The sequence below is a fragment of the Micrococcus porci genome, from assembly GCF_020097155.1.
GTDB lineage: Bacteria > Actinomycetota > Actinomycetes > Actinomycetales > Micrococcaceae > Micrococcus > Micrococcus porci.
In genome coordinates this window covers 1,770,362-1,788,476 of record NZ_CP083691.1, presented here as the reverse complement: position 1 = coordinate 1,788,476, position 18,115 = coordinate 1,770,362, and the positions used below count along the sequence as shown (strand labels likewise).

General features: G+C 73.3%; 14 protein-coding genes. 11 read left to right on the top strand and 3 right to left on the bottom strand.

The genetic code is table 11. The features are described 5' to 3' along the window. Positions 1-17: 17 nt before the first annotated feature. From KW076_RS08425 to KW076_RS08415, 3 genes are all read left to right on the top strand, one after another. Positions 18-710: a SatD family protein gene (locus tag KW076_RS08425; protein ID WP_224354931.1), complete on the top strand. Its 693-nt coding sequence runs from the start codon at positions 18-20 to the stop codon at positions 708-710. After that, positions 707-1,438, top strand: a complete 732-nt coding sequence (locus KW076_RS08420) for a hypothetical protein (protein ID WP_224354930.1) — start codon at positions 707-709, stop codon at positions 1,436-1,438. Before KW076_RS08425 ends, KW076_RS08420 begins: the two co-directional genes overlap by 4 nt. 235 nt (positions 1,439-1,673) lie before the next feature. Beyond that, positions 1,674-2,714, top strand: coding sequence for a TerC family protein (locus KW076_RS08415; protein WP_224354929.1), 1,041 nt, complete (start codon positions 1,674-1,676; stop codon positions 2,712-2,714). A gap of 111 nt (positions 2,715-2,825) precedes the next feature. Here the strand turns inward: KW076_RS08415 and KW076_RS08410 are convergent, their stop codons facing one another. After that, positions 2,826-4,277, bottom strand: coding sequence for an alpha/beta fold hydrolase (locus tag KW076_RS08410; RefSeq protein ID WP_224354928.1), 1,452 nt, complete (start codon positions 4,275-4,277; stop codon positions 2,826-2,828). After that, entirely contained in the window at positions 4,274-6,907 is a 2,634-nt protein-coding gene (locus KW076_RS08405; protein ID WP_224354927.1) for a DEAD/DEAH box helicase, read from the bottom strand. The genes KW076_RS08410 and KW076_RS08405 overlap by 4 nt, the downstream gene beginning before the upstream one ends. A gap of 42 nt (positions 6,908-6,949) precedes the next feature. On the opposite strand from KW076_RS08405, the gene KW076_RS08400 reads away from it, so the two are divergent. Continuing rightward, positions 6,950-7,834: a methyltransferase domain-containing protein gene (locus KW076_RS08400; RefSeq protein WP_224354926.1), complete on the top strand. Its 885-nt coding sequence runs from the start codon at positions 6,950-6,952 to the stop codon at positions 7,832-7,834. Between the two features lies 1 nt (position 7,835). Here KW076_RS08400 and KW076_RS08395 read toward each other — a convergent pair whose 3' ends face one another. Next, on the bottom strand, positions 7,836-8,516 hold the full coding sequence (locus KW076_RS08395; RefSeq protein WP_224354925.1) for an MBL fold metallo-hydrolase: 681 nt from the start codon (positions 8,514-8,516) through the stop codon (positions 7,836-7,838). Between the two features lie 96 nt (positions 8,517-8,612). Here KW076_RS08395 and uvrA point away from each other — a divergent pair, with 96 nt between their 5' ends. The 7 genes from uvrA (at position 8,613) to KW076_RS08360 (ending at position 18,028) form a co-directional block, all read left to right on the top strand. Next, positions 8,613-11,600: an excinuclease ABC subunit UvrA gene (gene uvrA, locus KW076_RS08390; protein ID WP_224354924.1), complete on the top strand. Its 2,988-nt coding sequence runs from the start codon at positions 8,613-8,615 to the stop codon at positions 11,598-11,600. 58 nt (positions 11,601-11,658) lie between these two features. After that, positions 11,659-12,330, top strand: coding sequence for a lysophospholipid acyltransferase family protein (locus KW076_RS08385; RefSeq protein ID WP_224354923.1), 672 nt, complete (start codon positions 11,659-11,661; stop codon positions 12,328-12,330). Continuing rightward, entirely contained in the window at positions 12,323-14,251 is a 1,929-nt protein-coding gene (uvrC, locus tag KW076_RS08380; protein WP_224354922.1) for an excinuclease ABC subunit UvrC, read from the top strand. The genes KW076_RS08385 and uvrC overlap by 8 nt, the downstream gene beginning before the upstream one ends. Continuing rightward, positions 14,248-15,147, top strand: a complete 900-nt coding sequence (rapZ, locus tag KW076_RS08375) for an RNase adapter RapZ (protein WP_224354921.1) — start codon at positions 14,248-14,250, stop codon at positions 15,145-15,147. The genes uvrC and rapZ overlap by 4 nt, the downstream gene beginning before the upstream one ends. 8 nt (positions 15,148-15,155) lie before the next feature. After that, complete coding sequence (locus KW076_RS08370; protein WP_224354920.1) at positions 15,156-16,202, top strand: gluconeogenesis factor YvcK family protein; 1,047 nt, start codon at positions 15,156-15,158, stop codon at positions 16,200-16,202. An 85-nt stretch (positions 16,203-16,287) separates the two neighbouring features. Beyond that, the gene (gene whiA, locus KW076_RS08365; RefSeq protein WP_224354919.1) at positions 16,288-17,250 is read left to right on the top strand and encodes a DNA-binding protein WhiA; all 963 of its coding nucleotides are present in this window, start codon (positions 16,288-16,290) and stop codon (positions 17,248-17,250) included. A gap of 151 nt (positions 17,251-17,401) precedes the next feature. Then, positions 17,402-18,028, top strand: coding sequence for a superoxide dismutase (locus KW076_RS08360; RefSeq protein ID WP_224354918.1), 627 nt, complete (start codon positions 17,402-17,404; stop codon positions 18,026-18,028). Positions 18,029-18,115: the final 87 nt, after the last annotated feature.

Below are 18,115 nucleotides of genomic sequence, written 5' to 3'. Positions count from 1 at the left end.
CGTGTAACGTCGATCCCATGAGCCTCACCGACGAGGGCCCCGTGCGCGGGACCGCCGTGATCGCCGACATCGTCGGATCCCGGGGTCTGCGCGACCGCGCCGCCGCCCAGGAGGCGATCCTCGCGGCCTTCGCGGCGGCCGAGGAGGCCGTCCCGGCCCGGATCCCGGCGTGGGCCACGGTGGGGGACGAGTTCCAGGCCCTGCACGCGGACTGGGCCGCCGCCGTGCGCGCCACCCTGCGCGTGGCGGTGGCCCTGCCGGAGGGCGTCGAGCTGCGCTTCGGGCTCGGGGACGGCGTCCACCGCGAGGTCACGGGCGCCGCCGACGACGACGGCCGGCCCATCCTCGACGGCTCGGCCTGGCACCGCGCTCGGGAGGCCCTCGAGGCCGCCGAGCACCGGACGCGCGGCCTCGCCGGCGCGTACCGCGGCCCCGACGCGGACCTGACCGCCGCGGTGGACGGCCAGCTCCTGGTCCGGGACCACGTGCTGCGCCGGCTCAAGGCCCGGGAGCGCCGGATCGCCGCCGCGCTGCTGGCCGGGCGCACCCAGGCGGAGACCGCCACCGCCGAGCGCATCACGCAGGGCGCCGTGTCCCAGGCCGTCGCCCGCTCGGGCGTGCGCGAGCTGCTGGCCCTCGACGCCGCGCTCGGCGCGCTGCCCGGCGCCGGGCGGGGAGCGAAGGCGACTGCCGAGGAGGACCGTCCGTGACCGCCCTGACCCTGCTCGCCCTGGGCCTGCGCGACCTGCTCGCCGTGACCCCCGGCCGCACCTCGCGTCATCCGTGGCTTGCGCTGCTGGCCGCCGTCGGCGCCGTGCTCATCGGCGGCGTCGTCCTGGCCGGCGGGGCGGCGTCGGCGGCCGAGACGCTGTCGGCCGTGGCCTTGGCCCTCGGCGCGGTGCTCGCCTGGCACGCCCTCGCCCGCGCCGGCTCCCCGCACCTGCGGGTGGGCGCGCTCGGCGGGGTGGTCGGCCTCGCGGTGGCCGAGCACACCGGCGCCCTCACGGTGGCGCACGGCCCCGTGGGCATGGCCCTCCTCGGCGCCGGACTCGTGCTCGTGGAGACGGCGAACGTCGTCACACGCGACGTCCTCCGCCTGGCCGGACGCCCCTCCACGGACGACGTCCACGACGCGGACGACGTCCACGACGCGGACGACGACGGCGAGGGGTTGCGCGGCGGCCGGTTCATCGGGCCGATGGAGCGCCTGCTCATGGCCGTGCTGGGCCTCATGGCCGCGTGGCAGGCGGTGGCCGCGATCATGGCAGCCAAGGGCATCGTGCGCTTCCCCGAGATCTCGAAGGACGCCCGCGCCGGGGACGCGAAGGGCGGGCCCATGGGTGCCAGCGCGGAGGAGTTCCTCGTCGGGTCGCTGGCGAGCTGGACGCTCGCCGCGGGCGCCGGCCTCGTCGTCCACCTGGCCCTGGCCGGCGGCTGAGGCGCGACCCACCCGGGAGGCCGCACGGGGCAGCCGGTAGAGTGGCCCCGTGACGTAGGGGAGTATCCCGAACACTGTGGACGTCAGCACGCCGCCGCACCGCCCCTCCGGGGAGGCCCGGGTGGCCGGACACAGCGGCCGGGCCGCGCATGCGCGGCGGGCGGAGAGACTTGCGGACCAGATCAGCCATGCGGCGGCCCCGGCCCGCCCCTGACGGAAAGGACCGTGCCCTTCGATGGACGTCCTCACCCCGGCATTCGAGATCACCACGCTGGTGGTCCTGGGTGTCATCCTCCTGTTCGACCTGCTCTACGTGCTCAAGCGGCCCCACGAGCCCTCCATGAAGGAGGCCGGTCTGTGGATCGGCTTCTACGTCACGCTCGCATTGATCTTCGCGGGCCTGCTGTACGTCCTCGGCGACGCCCAGCACGGCACCGAGTTCCTGGCCGGCTGGGTCACCGAGTACAGCCTGTCCGTGGACAACCTGTTCGTGTTCCTCATCATCATGGCCAAGTTCCAGGTGCCCCGCCGGTACCAGCAGGAGGTCCTGATGGTGGGCATCATCATCGCGCTCGTCGCGCGCGCGATCTTCATCGCGATCGGCGCGGTGGCCATCGAGCACCTCACCTGGGTCTTCTACATCTTCGGCGTGTTCCTGCTCTGGACCGCCTGGCACCAGCTCCAGGACGACGACGACGGCGAGGAGGCCGAGCCCGGCATCGTCGGCAGGCTGACGCGCCGCCTCAACGTGGCCGAGGACTTCGACGGCAACAAGCTGCGCACCACCGTGGACGGCAAGCGCATGTTCACCCCGATGGTGGTCGTGTTCATCACCATCGGCCTCACCGACGTGATGTTCGCCGTCGACTCGATCCCGGCGATCTTCGGCCTGACCCAGAACTGGTTCATCGTCCTGACGGCGAACATCTTCGCGCTCATGGGCCTGCGCCAGCTCTACTTCCTGCTCGGCGGCCTCATGGACCGCCTCGTGTACCTCAAGCACGGCCTCGCGTTCATCCTCGCGTTCATCGGCGTGAAGCTGATCCTCCACGCCCTGCACGAGAACGAGCTGCCCTTCATCAACGGCGGCAACCCGGTCCCGGTGCCGGAGATCTCGACCTTCCTCTCGCTGGCCGTCATCCTCGGCACGCTGGTGGTCGCCACCGTCGCCTCGCTCGTCTGGGGCAAGGCCGCGGACGAGGGCGACGCCCGCCGCGCCGAGAGCGCCACGCGCATGAAGCAGGTCTCCGACGCCGCGCGTCGCGACGGCCGCTGACCCGCACCCCGCGACGACGACGGCGCCCGCACCTCCTCGAGGTGCGGGCGCCGTCGTCGGTCGGAGGGCCCGCTGTGCCGCGGTCCGGTGTGCCGCGGCGCAATTCGGGCGTCAGGCCCCGAGCATCCCCCGCAGCCGTCGGACGATGCCGGGGCCGTCGTCGGCGAGGCCGTCGTGGTGGAAGGCGTCGGTCTCCCAGACCTGCAGGCCCCTCACGCGCGCGGCGGTCTCGAGGGAGAGGTCGCGGTCCACGTAGACGTCGTCGGTGTAGACGGCGGCGGCCACGGGGACCTCGTTCGCCGCGAGCGCGTCGAGGTCGTAGAGCGCGCCCCAGTCGTCCTTGGCGGCGAGGAGCGCCGCCACACCGGCCAGGGCGCGCAGCTCCGGCTCGGTCTCGAAGGACCACGGCAGCACGTGCTCGCCGGTGGGCACGGGGGCCGGATCGGCGGCGGGGGAGGAGTCGGGGTGCTCGGCCAGCACCCGCTGCGCGGACCACGCGGTCGCTCCACGGCCGTCCGTCAGTGCGGCGGGCTGCGCGTAGATCGCCTCGTGCAGCACCGCGTAGAGGGGGTTCACCGCGCGGGTGGTCTGGGCGGCCACGGCGGCCAGGAAGCCGGGGGAGAGCCGGGGCTCGCCGCCGGAGCGGTCCACGGCCTCGGCGAGCACCCAGTGCAGACCGTCCACGCGGGTGTTCCCGCCGAGGAGCATGCCCAGCTGCTGCGCGCGGCCCACGGTGAGGGCCGTGCCGTCGGGGAGGACGTACGGGTCGCCGTCGTCCTGGGCGGCGCGGATGAGCGCGACGGCCTCCGCCCAGTGACCGGCGTCCTGCGGGTGCCGCTCCAGGAACTCCTGCCAGCGGGCGTGCATGCGGGCGGTGGTGGCCCGGTACACGCGGTCCGCGTGCCCGGTCAGCGGGGCCAGCCCTCCGGTCACCAGGCAGCGCTCGAGGCCCTCGGCACGCCAGGAGAGGTAGCTCAGCGTGCAGAACCCGCCGAAGCTCTGCCCGAGGGTCGTCCACGGCGGCGCGCCGAGCGCCACGCGGATCATCTCGGCGTCCTGGACGATCTGCGGGGCGCGCAGGTGCGTGAGGTACGCGGCGCGCGCGGCGTCGTCGGGCAGGCCGGCGAGGGTGGCCGCCGTGACCGGCGTGGAGCGGGCCGTGCCGCGCTGGTCCAGGAGGAGGAGACGGTGGTGCTGCGCGAGCTCACACTGCCAGCCGCCCAGGCGGGCCGGGCGGGGACCGCCCGAGCCGGGGCCGCCCTGCAGGTACAGCAGCCAGGGACGCTCGCCCTCCGGGTCCTCCGGGTGGCGGACCTCGCGGGCGAAGACCTCGAGGGTGCCGCGGCCACCTGGGCCGAGGCCGGTGCCGGCGGCGTCCTGGGCGAGCGCCTCCGCGAGGGTGAGGGCGTGGTCCACGGGCACGGTGAACCAGTGGTCCACGGCCACGGTGCCGTCGAAGAGGACGGTCCGCTCGCCCTCCCGGTGCGCGGCGGGGCCGACGGGGGCGAAGCCGCGGGGGTCGCCGGGGACGAACGCCGCGTCCCCCGTGCCCGTCCTGGTCACAGGTCCCACCCGGGCACGGGGGCGCCGACGGAGACGACACGGATCGCCGGGTGCCCGGCCTCGTCGGAGGCCTCCAGGTCCACGACGGCGTTGATGCCGTGGTCGTGGTCGCCGTCGTGGTCCTTGAGGACCTGCCGCACGGCCCACCAGCGGGACCCCTCGAGCTCCACGGGGCAGCGGGCCCCGGGGGCGGTGGCCACGCGGAAGAACTCCTGGCCGCGGGCGTCGGGGCCGTCGTCGATGTCCTCGTGCTCGTCGAAGTAGGCGTCGAGGGCGTCGGCCCAGTCGTTGGCGGAGAGGTCCCCGGAGAGCTCGGCGAGCCTCGCGTCCTGCTCGTCGCCGAACAGGCGCACGCGGTGGAACATCGCGTTGCGCACCATCACGCGGAACACGGCGGCGTTGTCCGTCAGGCGCGGCGGCGGGGTCGGCTCGAGGGACTCCAGGTCCCGGCGCAGCTCGGCGATGTCCCCGGACATGAGGTCCTCCCACTCCTCGAGCAGGGAGGAGTCGGTCTGCTTGACCATCTCGTCCAGCCAGTCCAGCAGCACCTGGAGGTCCTCGGTGCGGTCCTCCTGCGGGACGGTCTGGCGCAGGGCCTTCACGGCGTCGGTGAGGTAGCGCAGCAGCACGCCCTCGGAGCGGGCGAGGCCGTAGAACCGGACGTAGTCGCCGAATCCCATGGCGCGCTCGAACATGTCCCGCACCACGGACTTGGGGGAGAGCTCGAACTCGGCCAGCCACGGGGCGTCCTGGCGGTACCGCTCGAACGCCTGCTCCAGGAGCTCGGCGAGCGGCTGCGGGTGGGTGACCTCGTCGAGGGCGCGCATGCGGTCGCTGTAGTCCATGCCCTCGGCCTTCATGGCGGCCACGGCCTCGCCCTTGGCCTTCTTCACCTGGGCGGAAAGCACCTGTCGGGGCGCGTCCAGGGTCGCCTCGATGACGGAGACGACGTCGAGGTGGTGGTCCGGGGCGGCCGGGTCCAGCAGGTCCAGGGCGGCCAGCGCGAAGGGGGAGAGGGGCTGGTTCAGGGCGAAGTCGGGCTGCAGGTCCACGGTGAGGTCCACGGTGCGGCCCTCCGCGTCGGGCTCGGGGAGGACCTCGACGACGCCGGTGGCCAGCAGCTCCCGGAAGATCCCGAGGGCGCGGCGCATCAGCTGCGCCTGCCGGGCGGGGGTCTCGTGGGTGGCGCGCAGCAGCCGGCGCACGGCGAGCACGGGGTCCCCGGGCCGGTCCAGGATGTTCAGCAGCATGGAGTGGGTGATCCTCATGCGGGAGACCAGCGGCTCCGGCTCGGAGGCCACGAGCTTGTCGAAGGTGGCCGGGCCCCAGGAGACGAAGCCCTGCGGCGGCGTCTTCCTCTTGGACCCCTTGACGGACTGCTTCATGCGCTTGGCGCGCTCGGCCTCGTCCTTGATCCCGGCGAACTTGGCGGCGGCCTTCCGCTCGGCGGCCTTGTTCTCGATCACGTGCTCGGGGGCCTGCACCACGACGTAGCCCTGCGTGTCGAAGCCGGCGCGGCCGGCGCGTCCGGCGATCTGGTGGAACTCGCGGGACTGCAGGATGCGGGTCTTCTCGCCGTCGAACTTGGACAGCGCGGTGAGCAGCACGGTGCGGATGGGCACGTTGATGCCGACGCCGAGGGTGTCCGTGCCGGAGATGACCTTGAGCCGGCCCTCCTGGGCGAGCTTCTCGACGAGGCGGCGGTACTTCGGGAGCATGCCGGCGTGGTGGACGCCGATGCCCGCCCGCACCAGCCGGTTGAGGGTCTTGCCGAAGCCGGCGGAGAACCGGAAGCCGGCGATCCGCTCCGCGATGGCCTCCTTCTCCTCCTTGGTCGTCACGGAGATCGAGGCCAGGCCCACGGCGGTCTCCACGGCGTCCAGCTGGGAGAAGTGGACGATGTACACGGGTGCCTGGTGGGTGGAGACCAGCTCCTCCACCTTCTCCTGCAGGGGGACCTCGGACCATTCGAAGCTCAGGGGGATGGGGCGCTCTGCGTGCGCGACGACGGCGACCTCCCTCCCGGTGCGCTCGGCCAGGTCGCGCTCCAGCATGGAGGTGTCGCCGAGGGTGGCGGACATGAGGAGGAAGCGGGCCTGGGGCAGCTCCAGCAGCGGCAGCTGCCACGCCCAGCCGCGGGAGGGGTCCGCGTAGTAGTGGAACTCGTCCATCACCACGGTGCCGATCTCCATGCCGCTGCCCTCGCGGAGCGCGCGGTTGGCCAGGATCTCCGCGGTGCAGCAGATGATCGGCGCGTCCGCGTTCACCGACGAGTCGCCCGTGACCATGCCGACGTTCTCCGCGCCGAACACGTCCACGAGGGCGAAGAACTTCTCCGAGACCAGCGCCTTGATGGGCGCCGTGTAGTAGGAGACCTTCCCGTGGGCGAGGGCGTCGGCGTGCGCACCGAGCGCGACCAGCGACTTGCCGGAGCCGGTGGGGGTCGCCAGGATCACGTGCCGGCCCTGGACGAGCTCCAGCACCGCCTCCTCCTGGGCCGGGTAGAGCGAGATGCCGCGGTCCTCGGTCCAGGCCGCGAAGGCCCCGAAGACGTCGTCGGCGTCGGGGGAGGCGGGCAGGGCGTCCAGGCGGTCGGTGAGGGACGGCGGGTTCGTTGCGGAGGGAGTCATCCGGGCCAGCGTAGCGGGACCCCCGCGCGGTAGCGTGCCGGCATGAGCACCGTGCCTGCCGTCACCGGACGCGAGACCGCGGGGTTCACCTGGGACCCCGCCCAGTACGAGGGCTTCGCCGAGCACCGCGCCCGTCCGTTCCACGACCTCGTGGCGCGGGTCGAGGCGGAGGCGCCGCGCGTCGTCGTGGACCTGGGCTGCGGGCCGGGCACCCTGACCCGGACGCTGGCCGAGCGCTGGCCGGCGGCCGAGGTGATCGGCCTGGACGACTCCCCGGCCATGCTGGAGCGGGCCCGGGAGGGTGCGGCGGACGCGGACCTGCCGAACCTGCGGTTCGACCGGGTGGACGCCTCCCAGTGGCGACCGGGTCCGGAGGTGGACGTGATCGTCTCCAACGCCATGCTCCAGTGGATCCCCACGCACCGCCGCCTGATCCGCCGCTGGCTGGGTGACCTGCACCCGGGCGCCTGGTTCGGCGCGCAGCTCCCGCGGCCGTACCAGCAGGCCTCGCACGCCACCATCGTCGCCCTGGCCGACGAGCCCGTGTTCTCCGAGGCGCTGCACGGCGTGGAGACCACCCGCACGGTCGCCCCGCCCGAGGAGTACACGCGCCTGTTCCTCGAGGCCGGCTGGACCCCCAGCGTGTGGGAGACGGAGTACCAGCAGGTGCTCACCGGCCCCGATCCGGTGCTGCGCTGGACCTCGGGCGCGGCCCTGCGCCCGTCCCTGCAGGCCCTGGCCGCGTGGGACGCCGAGGAGGGCGCGGCCGAGGGCGCCGGGCTGCTCGAGCTCTTCGTCGCGCGCTACCGGCAGGCCATGCGCGAGGCCTATCCGCCCGTGCCCGGGGTCTCCGACGCCGACGGCGGCCCGCTCACCGTGTTCCCGGTGCGCCGCATGTTCCTCGTGGGGCGCAAGCCGGGGGAGTGAGTCACCAGCCGCGCTCGCGCCACTCCTGCAGGTGGGGGCGCTCGGCGCCGAGGGTGGTGGAGGCCCCGTGGCCGGGGTGTACGACGACGTCGTCGTCGAACGCGGCGAAGACCCGGTCCTCGACGTCCCGGATCAGGGAGGCGAACCGCTCGGCGTCACCCTGGGTGTTGCCCACCCCGCCGGGGAAGAGGGAGTCGCCCGTGAACAGGACGGCCGGCTCGTCCGCCTCGGGCCGGTAGGCCAGCGCGACCGAGCCGGGGGTGTGGCCGCGCAGGGCGATCACCTCGAGCTCGATGCCCTCCGCGCCGGTGCGCGACCCGTGGGCCAGACGCACGTCCGGCGTCACGCCCGTCTCCGCGGCGATCGCGTCCGCGTCGTCCTCGCCCGCCGCGGTCCGCGCCCCGGTGACCGTGGCGAGCGCGGGGAGCGCGCGCACGTGGTCCCAGTGCCGGTGCGTGGTGACGATCAGCTCCAGACGCAGCTCGCACGGGGTGTCCGCGGCGGCGGAGGCCAGCAGGTCGCGCAGGGTCTCCGGCTCGGCCGCGGCGTCGATCAGCACCTGTGCGCCGGTGGTCTTCGACGTGAGGACGTACGCGTTGTTGTCCATCTCGGAGACGGACACGGCGCGCACGGTCACGGCGGGCAGATCGTGCAGGAGTCGGGGCTCGGCGGTGGCGGGCATGCCGCCCAGTCTAGGTCTCGCACAGCCCGGCTCCGCCAGCGGCGGAAGGGTCCGGCTCCGCCGGTGTCGTGTCCGGGCCCCGCCTAGACTGGGGCGGTGCCGAAGAACTCCTCCTCCGCCGCAGCCCCCGCCCGTCCCGACGCCGCCGCCCGCGGCGGCCTCGCCTCGGGCCCGGCCCGGGGCTCGGCGCAGCACGAGCGGATCGTCGTCAAGGGCGCCCGCGAACACAACCTGAAGAACGTCGACGTCTCGATCCCGCGCGACTCCATGGTGGTGTTCACCGGCCTGTCCGGCTCGGGCAAGTCCTCCCTGGCGTTCGACACGATCTTCGCCGAGGGCCAGCGCCGCTACGTGGAGTCGCTCTCCTCCTACGCTCGCATGTTCCTCGGCCGCGTGGACAAGCCGGACGTGGACTTCATCGAGGGTCTCTCGCCGGCGGTGTCCATCGACCAGAAGTCCACCAACCGCAACCCGCGCTCCACGGTGGGCACCATCACGGAGATCTACGACTACATGCGCCTGCTCTGGGCGCGCGTCGGCGTGGCCCACTGCCCGGTCTGCGGCGAGGTCGTGTCCAAGCAGACCCCGCAGCAGATCGTGGACCAGCTCGAGCAGCTGCCCGAGCGCACCCGCTTCCAGGTGCTCGCCCCGGTGGTGCGCGGGCGCAAGGGCGAGTTCGTGGACCTCTTCTCCTCCCTCTCGACGCAGGGCTACGCCCGCGCGCTCGTGGACGGGGAGCTGATCCAGCTCTCCGACCCGCCCGCCCTCAAGAAGCAGAACAAGCACACCATCGCCGTGGTCGTGGACCGCCTGGCCGTGAAGGAGGGCATCCGCCAGCGGCTGACCGACTCCGTGGAGACCGCCCTGAAGCTCGCCGACGGCCTGGTCGCCGTCGAGTTCGTGGACGTGGACGTCGTCGCGCAGGCGGGGAAGAAGAACCAGGGCGACCTCGCGGGCGAGGACGCCGAGGGCAACCCCCGGTTCCGGACCTTCTCCGAGAAGCTGTCCTGCCCCCATGGCCACCCGCAGACCGTGGACGAGATCGAGCCCCGCTCCTTCTCCTTCAACAACCCGTTCGGCGCGTGCCCGGAGTGCACCGGCATCGGCTCCCGCCTCCAGGTGGACCCGGACCTCGTGGTCCCCAACGACGAGCTCTCCCTCAACGAGGGCGCCATCCTGCCGTGGTCACTGGGCAAGTCCACCTCCGACTACTGGCTGCGCGTGCTCGGCGGCCTGGCCAAGGAGATGAAGTTCTCCCTGGACACCCCCTTCAAGGACCTCACCGCCCAGCAGCGGGACGCCGTCCTTAACGGCAAGGACTTCAAGGTCGAGGTCTCCTTCCGCAACCGGTTCGGGCGGGAGCGCCGCTACACCACCGGCTTCGAGGGCGTCCTGCCCTACGTGATGCGCAAGCATGGGGAGACCGAGTCGGACAACGCCCGTGAGCGCTATGAGTCCTTCATGCGGCAGATCCCGTGCCCGGCCTGCCACGGGGCCCGCCTGAACCCCACCGTGCTCAACGTGCGGGTGGGCGGGCTGTCCATCGCGGACGCCACGCGGCTGCCGCTGCGCGAGTCCCTGGCGTTCCTCGACGGTCTGCAGCTCACCGAGCGGGAGCTCGCGATCGCCGACCAGGTGGTCCGGGAGATCCGCGCCCGCCTCGAGTTCCTCCTGGACGTGGGCCTGGACTACCTGAACCTCGAGCGCAACGCCGGCACGCTCTCCGGCGGCGAGGCCCAGCGCATCCGCCTGGCCACGCAGATCGGTGCCGGACTCGTCGGCGTGCTGTACGTCCTGGACGAGCCCTCGATCGGCCTCCACCAGCGGGACAACCGCCGCCTCATCGACACCCTCATCCGCCTGCGAGACCTCGGCAACACCCTGATCGTGGTGGAGCACGACGAGGACACGATCGCCGAGGCCGACTGGATCGTGGACATCGGCCCGCGGGCCGGCGAGCACGGCGGCGAGGTCGTCCACTCCGGCTCCCTGGACGAGCTCAAGGCCAACACCCGCTCCGTCACCGGCGACTACCTCGCCGGGCGCCGCAGGATCGAGGTGCCTGCCGCGCGTCGTCCCGTGGACCCGAAGCGCAGGCTCACGGTCAAGGGCGCCACGGAGAACAACCTCAAGGACGTCACCGTGGACATCCCCCTGGGCGTGTTCACCGCCGTCACGGGCGTGTCCGGCTCCGGCAAGTCCACGCTGATCAACGAGATCCTCTACAAGGTCCTCGCCGACAAGCTCAACGGCGCCAAGATGGTCCCCGGCCGCCACCGCTCCGTCGCGGGCCTGGAGCACCTGGACAAGGTGGTCCACGTGGACCAGAGCCCCATCGGCCGCACCCCGCGGTCCAACCCGGCCACCTACACGGGCGTGTTCGACCAGATCCGCAAGCTCTTCGCGGAGACCCCCGAGGCGAAGGTCCGCGGCTACCAGCAGGGCCGCTTCTCCTTCAACATCAAGGGTGGCCGCTGCGAGGCGTGCGCGGGCGACGGCACCCTGAAGATCGAGATGAACTTCCTGCCGGACGTCTACGTCCCGTGCGAGGTCTGCCACGGCGCCCGCTACAACCGGGAGACCCTCGAGGTCACCTACAAGGGGAAGAACATCGCCGAGGTGCTCGACATGCCGATCGAGGAGGCCGCCGAGTTCTTCGGCGCCTACACGCGCATCTCCCGCTACCTCGACACGCTCGTGGACGTCGGCCTGGGCTACGTCCGGCTCGGCCAGCCGGCCACCACCCTGTCCGGAGGCGAGGCGCAGCGGGTCAAGCTCGCCGCGGAGCTGCAGAAGCGCTCCACCGGGCGGACCGTGTACGTCCTCGACGAGCCCACCACCGGCCTGCACTTCGAGGACATCCGCAAGCTCCTCCAGGTGCTGCAGACCCTGGTGGACAAGGGCAACACGGTGCTGACCATCGAGCACAACCTGGACGTCGTCAAGTGCGCCGACCACGTGATCGACCTCGGACCGGAGGGCGGCTCCGGCGGCGGGACGGTCGTCGCCACCGGCACCCCCGAGGAGGTGGCCGCCGTGCCCGAGAGCCACACCGGCCGCTTCCTCGCGGAGCTCCTGGGCTAACCTCGAGCGCACCGGCGCGACGCCGCCCCCATCCGACCCGACGAGAGGACGCACGCCCATGGCCACCTCCGAGCAGCTCCGCCGCGCCGTCGCCGGAGCGATCCGGCTGTCCTGCCGCCCGCACGTCCGCGGCCTCGAGCACGTCCCGCCGGAGGGGCCGTTCATCGTCGCCTCCAACCACCTGAGCTTCGTGGACTCCGTGATCCTCCAGGCGCTCTGCCCCCGGCCGGTGGGCTTCTTCGCCAAGGCGGAGTACTTCGAGGCGCCCGGCCTCCGAGGCCGGGCCCAGCGCCGGTTCTTCGAGGCGGTCGGCTCCATCCCGGTGCGCCGGGGCGAGCAGGCGGCCTCGGTGGCCGCCCTGGAGGACCTGGTGGCGCTGCTCGACGGCGGGCACGGCGTCGGGATCTACCCGGAGGGCACCCGCAGCCGCGACGGCCGCCTGTACCGCGGGCGCACCGGGGCGGCGTGGCTGGCCCTCACCACCGGCGCGCCGGTGGTCCCGGTCGGGCTGCGCGGCACGGAGCGGCTCCAGCCGCCGGGGACCAACGGCTTCCGGCCGCACCGGTTCACCGTGGAGATGGGCGAGCCCCTGGACTTCGGCCATCCGGGCCGCCGCCACTCCCTGCCTCAGCGCCGGGAGGCCACCGCCACGATCATGGCAGCGATCGCCGCCCTCTCCGGCCAGGAGCGCGTGGACGAGTACAACGCCGCGCCCGCCGCCCGTGGCTGACCCGCGCACCTACCGCCCCGCCCCGGGGGAGATCTCGACGTCCCCCGGCGTCTACCGGTTCCGGGACCCGGACGGGCGCGTCATCTACGTCGGCAAGGCGAAGAACCTGCGGGCGCGACTGAGCTCCTACTTCCAGGACCCGGCGCGCCTGGCCACCAAGACGCGCACCATGGTGTTCACGGCGTCCGCGGTCGAGTGGACCGTGGTCGCCTCGGAGCTCGAGGCCCTCCAGCTCGAGTACACGTGGATCAAGGAGTACCGGCCCCGGTTCAACATCATGTACCGGGACGACAAGTCCTACCCGTACCTGGCCGTCACCATGAACGAGCGGTTCCCGCGGGTGCAGGTCATGCGCGGGGACAAGCGCCCGGGCGTGAAGTACTTCGGCCCCTTCCACCCGGCCAAGGCCATCCGCGAGACAGTGGACCTCATGCTGCGGGTGTTCCCCGTGCGCACCTGCTCGGCCGGGGTGTTCAAGCGGGCCCAGGCCCAGGACCGCCCGTGCCTGCTGGGGTACATCGGCAAGTGCTCGGCGCCGTGCGTCGGGCGGATCTCCCCGGACGAGCACCGGGCGCTCGCCCAGGACTTCTGCGACTTCATGGCGGGCGACGCGGACCGGTTCGTCCGCGAACTCGAGAAGGCGATGGCCGGGGCGGTGGAGGAGCTGCGCTTCGAAGACGCCGCCCGCCTGCGCGACGACATCGCCGCCCTGCGCCGCGTGTTCGAGCGCAACGCGGTGGTGCTGGCCGAGTCCACGGAGGCGGACGTGTTCGCCCTCCACTCGGACGAGCTCGAGACCGCCGTCCAGGTGTTCCACGTGCGGCAGGGCCGCATCCGTGGCCAGCGCGGCTGGATCATGGAGCGCGTCGAGGACGTGGGGGAGGACGAGGCCGTCGCCGAGCTGCTCACCCAGGTCTACGGCGACGTGCCGGACACGGAGCGCATCCCGCACGAGGTGCTGGTGCCGGTCCTGCCGGCGGGCGCCGAGCAGGTCACGGAGTGGCTCTCCGGGCTGCGCGGGGCCCGCGTCCAGGTGCGGGTGCCCCAGCGCGGGCCCAAGGCCGACCTCATGGGGACCGTCCGGGAGAACGCCGAGATGGCCCTCAAGCTGCACAAGACGCGCCGCTCGGGCGACCTCACCACGCGCTCGGCCGCCCTGCGGGAGCTGCAGGACGCCCTGGAGATCGACGAGCCGCTGCTGCGCATCGAGTGCTACGACATCTCGCACTCGCAGGGCACCAACGTCGTCGGCTCGATGGTGGTGATGGAGGACGGCCTCCCCAAGAAGAAGGACTACCGCCGATTCAACGTGACGGGCGAGGCCGCGCGGGACGACACCGCCTCGCTGCGCGACGTCCTGCGGCGGCGCTTCGCGCGCATGGCCGAGGATCGCCGGGAGGGCGGGGTGCTCACCGGCCAGATCGACGCGGAGGAGGCCGAGGGGGAGCGGCGCCGGTTCGCCTACCCGCCCTCGCTCGTCGTCGTCGACGGCGGCCCGCCGCAGGTCGCCGCGGCCGCCGAGGTCCTCGCCGAGCTGGGCCTGGACGACCTGCCCGTGGTGGGGCTGGCGAAGCGTCTCGAGGAGGTCTGGCTCCCGGGGGACGAGTTCCCCGTGGTCCTGCCGCGCACCTCCGAGGGGCTGTTCCTGCTGCAGCGCATCCGCGACGAGTCGCACCGGTTCGCCATCGCCGGCCACCGCTCCCGCCGCACCAAGGCGATGACGGCCTCCGCCCTCGACGACGTCCCCGGTCTCGGCCCGACGCGGCGCCGGGCCCTGCTGACGCACTTCGGCTCCGTGGAGCGGATGCGGCAGGCCGGGCCCGCCGGCCTGACCGAGGTCGCGGGCATCGGACCCGCCCTCGCCGAGGCCGTCCACGCGGCCCTGACGGCGTCCGACGGCGGCGATACAGTGGCCCCATGAGCGCCGACGAGCACCTGCAGCCCGACAAGCCCCCCTCCTCCGAGGTCCTCGTCATCACCGGCATGTCCGGGGCCGGCCGCACGACGGCCGCCCACGCCCTCCAGGACCACGGCTGGTACGTGGTGGAGAACATGCCGCCGCAGCTCCTCGGAACCCTGTCGGACCTCGTGGCCCGCTCGCCCGAGGCGTTCCCGCGGCTGGCCATCGTGGTGGACGTGCGCTCGCGCTCCTACTTCAACGAGCTGCGCACGGCGCTCCAGCAGCTGGAGAGCACCGGCGTGGAGTTCCGCACCGTCTTCCTCGAGGCGTCCGACGAGGTGCTGGTGCGCCGGTTCGAGGCCGGGCGCCGGCCGCATCCGCTCCAGGGCAACGCCCGGCTGCTCGACGGCATCCAGGCCGAGCGGGAGATCCTCTCCGAGCTCAAGGAGCGCGCGGACATCGTCGTGGACACCTCGGCGCTGAACGTCCACGGTCTCGCCACGGAGGTCACCCAGCTGTTCTCCGAGGACGGCCCCGTGACCGTCCGGCTGAACGTGATGAGCTTCGGCTTCAAGTACGGGCTGCCCTCGGACGCGAACTTCGTGGCGGACATGCGGTTCGTCGCCAACCCGCACTGGGTGCCCGAGCTGCGCTCGAAGACCGGCCTGGACCCGGAGGTGTCGGGGTTCGTCCTCGGCCAGCCGGGGGTGCAGGAGTTCCTGTCGAACTACCTCGCCGCGCTCGGCCCCGTCGTCGAGGGCTACCGCCGGGAGAACAAGCACTACGCGACCCTCGCCGTCGGGTGCACCGGGGGCAAGCACCGCTCCGTGGCCGTCGCGGAGGAGCTGGCGCGACGGGTGGCCCAGTGGCCCCGCGTGAGCGTGCACGTCGACCATCGGGACGTGGGCCGGGAATGACGGGCCCCGTGACCGGACCGTCCACGTCCTCACTGCCGCTGCCCCCGGCGGCCGCCCGCGGGGCGTGGGCCACGACCTCGGGCACGGTGCGCCCGCAGGTGCGCGTCACCGCCCTCGGCGGCGGGCACGGCCTCTCGGCCTCCCTGGCCGCGCTGCGCCTCGTCGCCGGCCACCTGACGGCCGTCGTGACGGTCGCCGACGACGGCGGCTCCTCGGGCACGATCCGCCGCGAGATGGCCGTGCTGCCGCCCGGAGACCTGCGCATGGCCCTGGCCGCGCTCTGCGACGACACCGACTGGGGCCGCACCTGGGCCCAGGTGATGCAGCACCGCTTCCGCTCCACGGAGGTCCCGGAGGCGGAGGCGACGCTCGACGGCCACGCCCTGGGCAACCTGCTGATCGTGGCCCTCTGGGAGCTCATCGGCGACCCCGTGGACGGCCTGCGCTGGGCGGGCGCCCTGCTCCGTGCCCACGGTGAGGTCCTGCCGGTCTCGCGGGTGCCGCTGACCATCGGCGGGGACCTCCTCGCCGAGGACGACGCCGGTCGCCTGGTGCGGCGGCACGTGGAGGGCCAGGTGGCGCTCGCCCAGGCCGCGCACGACGGCCGCGTCGTCGACGTGCGGCTGTCCCCGGCCGACGCGCCCGCCACCCCGGAGGCCCTGGCGGCCATCGAGCTGGCCGACTGGGTGGTGATCGGTCCCGGCTCCCTGTACACGTCGGTCCTGCCGCACCTGCTCATGCCCGAGGTCCGCGGGGCGCTCGAGGTCACCACGGCGCGCCGGATCTTCGTGCTGAACATCGACACGGGCACGCAGGAGACCACGGGCATGACGCACGCGGACCATCTGAAGGTCCTGCGCGAGCACGCCCCGGGCCTGCAGCTGGACGTGGTGATCGCGGACGCGGACGCCGTGGCGGACCGGGCCGCCGTGGTCCAGGAGGCCCGTCGCCTCGGCGCCCGGGTGGCGTTCAGTAGAGTGGCCCATGCCGCGAACCGGCTCGCCCACGACCCCCTGCGGCTCGCCGTGGCCATCGACGAGGCCATGAGCTCGTGACGGGCCGCGGGGCGGCGACGCCCCCGCGCCCGGGGCCGTCCACGGGGCGGCACCGCACACACCGCACGCATCGAAGGAGACGCCCGTGGCGCTGACCATGACCCTCAAGGAGGAGCTCGCCCGCGTGCCCGTCGGGGCGGTCCCGGAGCGGCGGGCCGAGACGGCCACGATGCTCCGTTTCGCCGGCGGGCTCCACCTCGTCTCCGGGCGCGTGGTGATCGAGGCCGAGCTCGACCACGGGGCGAGCGCCCGACGGCTGCGGGCGGCCATCACGGAGCTGTACGGCCACGCCACCGAGATCGTGGTCATCTCGGGAGGCAACCTGCGCCGCGGCCAGCGCTACGTGATCCGCGTCGTCCGCGGCGGCGAGGACCTGGCCCGCCAGACCGGCCTGCTCGACCTGCGCGGCCGCCCCGTCCGCGGCCTGCCCCCCGCCCTCGTGCAGGGGTCGGCGGCGGACACCGCCGCCGTCTGGCGCGGGGCGCTGCTGGCCCACGGCTCCCTGACGGAGCCGGGGCGCTCCTCGTGCCTGGAGGTCACGACGCCGGGCCCCGAGGCCGCACTCGCCCTCGTGGGCGCCGCGCGGCGGCTCGGCGTGGCCGCCAAGGCGCGCGAGGTGCGCCAGGCGGACCGCGTGGTCGTCCGCGACGGAGAGGCGATCGCCGCGCTGCTGACCGCGGTGGGAGCGGACCAGACCGCGGCGCTGTGGCAGGAGCGTCGCGAGCGCAAGGAGGTGCGCGCCACGGCCAACCGCCTGGCCAACTTCGACGACGCCAACCTCCGCCGGTCCGCCCAGGCCGCCGTCGCCGCGGGGGCACGCGTCGAGCGAGCCCTCGAGATCCTGGGCGACGACGTCCCGGACCACCTCGGCTACGCCGGGCGCCTGCGTCTCGAGCACAAGCAGGCCTCCCTCGACGAGCTGGGGCGCCTGGCGGACCCGCCCATGACCAAGGACGCGGTCGCCGGGCGGATCCGCCGCCTGCTGTCGATGGCGGACAAGCGGGCGGCCGCCGAGGGCATCCCCGGCACGGCGGTCGACGGCGCCTGACTGCTCGGCCGGGGGAGGGGCGGCCGGGGATGGCGCCCGCGCCGCGCCCGTGTCCACAATGGGGGCGAGGAATACGGCCCACCGCGGCCGGGTTCCCCTGGACACCGGCCTCCGCGCACAGGACGGAGGCCCCCTGAATGAAGGAGGAAGCATGACGGAATTCGTCCTGCCCGAGCTCGACTACGACTACGCGGCGCTGGAGCCGCACATCTCCGCGAAGATCATGGAGCTGCACCACTCCAAGCACCACGCGACCTACGTCAAGGGCGCCAACACCGCCCTCGAGAAGCTCGCCGCGGCCCGCGAGGCCGAGGACTTCGCCTCCGTGAACCAGCTCTCCAAGGACCTGGCGTTCAACCTGGGCGGCCACACCAACCACTCCATCTTCTGGAAGAACCTCTCCCCGGAGGGCGGCGACAAGCCCACCGGCGAGCTGGCCGCCGCCATCGACGAGTTCTTCGGCTCGTTCGACAAGTTCCAGGCGCACTTCACCGCCGCCGCCCTCGGCATCCAGGGCTCCGGCTGGGCCGTGCTGGCCTACGAGCCCATCGGCGGCAACCTGGTCATCGAGCAGTTCTACGACCAGCAGAATGGCGTGCCCGTGGCCACCATCCCGCTGTTCCAGCTGGACATGTGGGAGCACGCCTTCTACCTCGACTACCAGAACGTCAAGGCGGACTACGTCAAGGCGATCTGGAACATCGTGAACTGGGCCGACGTGCAGCAGCGCTTCGAGGCCGCCCGCAACGGCGCCTCCGGCCTGATCCTCCCGGCCTGATCCCTCGGTCGCCCCGACCCGGGGCGGGACGTGACCCGTCCCGCCCCTGGTCCTCTCTGGACGACGACGACACCATCGGACGACCCC

Excerpts from the sequence above, each read along its gene's own strand:
- KW076_RS08395 (WP_224354925.1), bottom strand. The coding sequence starts at position 8,516 with ATGCCCGCCACCGCCGAGCCCCGACTCCTGCACGATCTGCCCGCCGTG.
- KW076_RS08405 (WP_224354927.1), bottom strand. The coding sequence starts at position 6,907 with ATGACTCCCTCCGCAACGAACCCGCCGTCCCTCACCGACCGCCTGGAC.
- KW076_RS08425 (WP_224354931.1), top strand. The coding sequence starts at position 18 with ATGAGCCTCACCGACGAGGGCCCCGTGCGCGGGACCGCCGTGATCGCC.
- KW076_RS08385 (WP_224354923.1), top strand. The coding sequence starts at position 11,659 with ATGGCCACCTCCGAGCAGCTCCGCCGCGCCGTCGCCGGAGCGATCCGG.
- KW076_RS08360 (WP_224354918.1), top strand. The coding sequence starts at position 17,402 with ATGACGGAATTCGTCCTGCCCGAGCTCGACTACGACTACGCGGCGCTG.
- KW076_RS08400 (WP_224354926.1), top strand. The coding sequence starts at position 6,950 with ATGAGCACCGTGCCTGCCGTCACCGGACGCGAGACCGCGGGGTTCACC.
- KW076_RS08415 (WP_224354929.1), top strand. The coding sequence starts at position 1,674 with ATGGACGTCCTCACCCCGGCATTCGAGATCACCACGCTGGTGGTCCTG.
- rapZ (WP_224354921.1), top strand. The coding sequence starts at position 14,248 with ATGAGCGCCGACGAGCACCTGCAGCCCGACAAGCCCCCCTCCTCCGAG.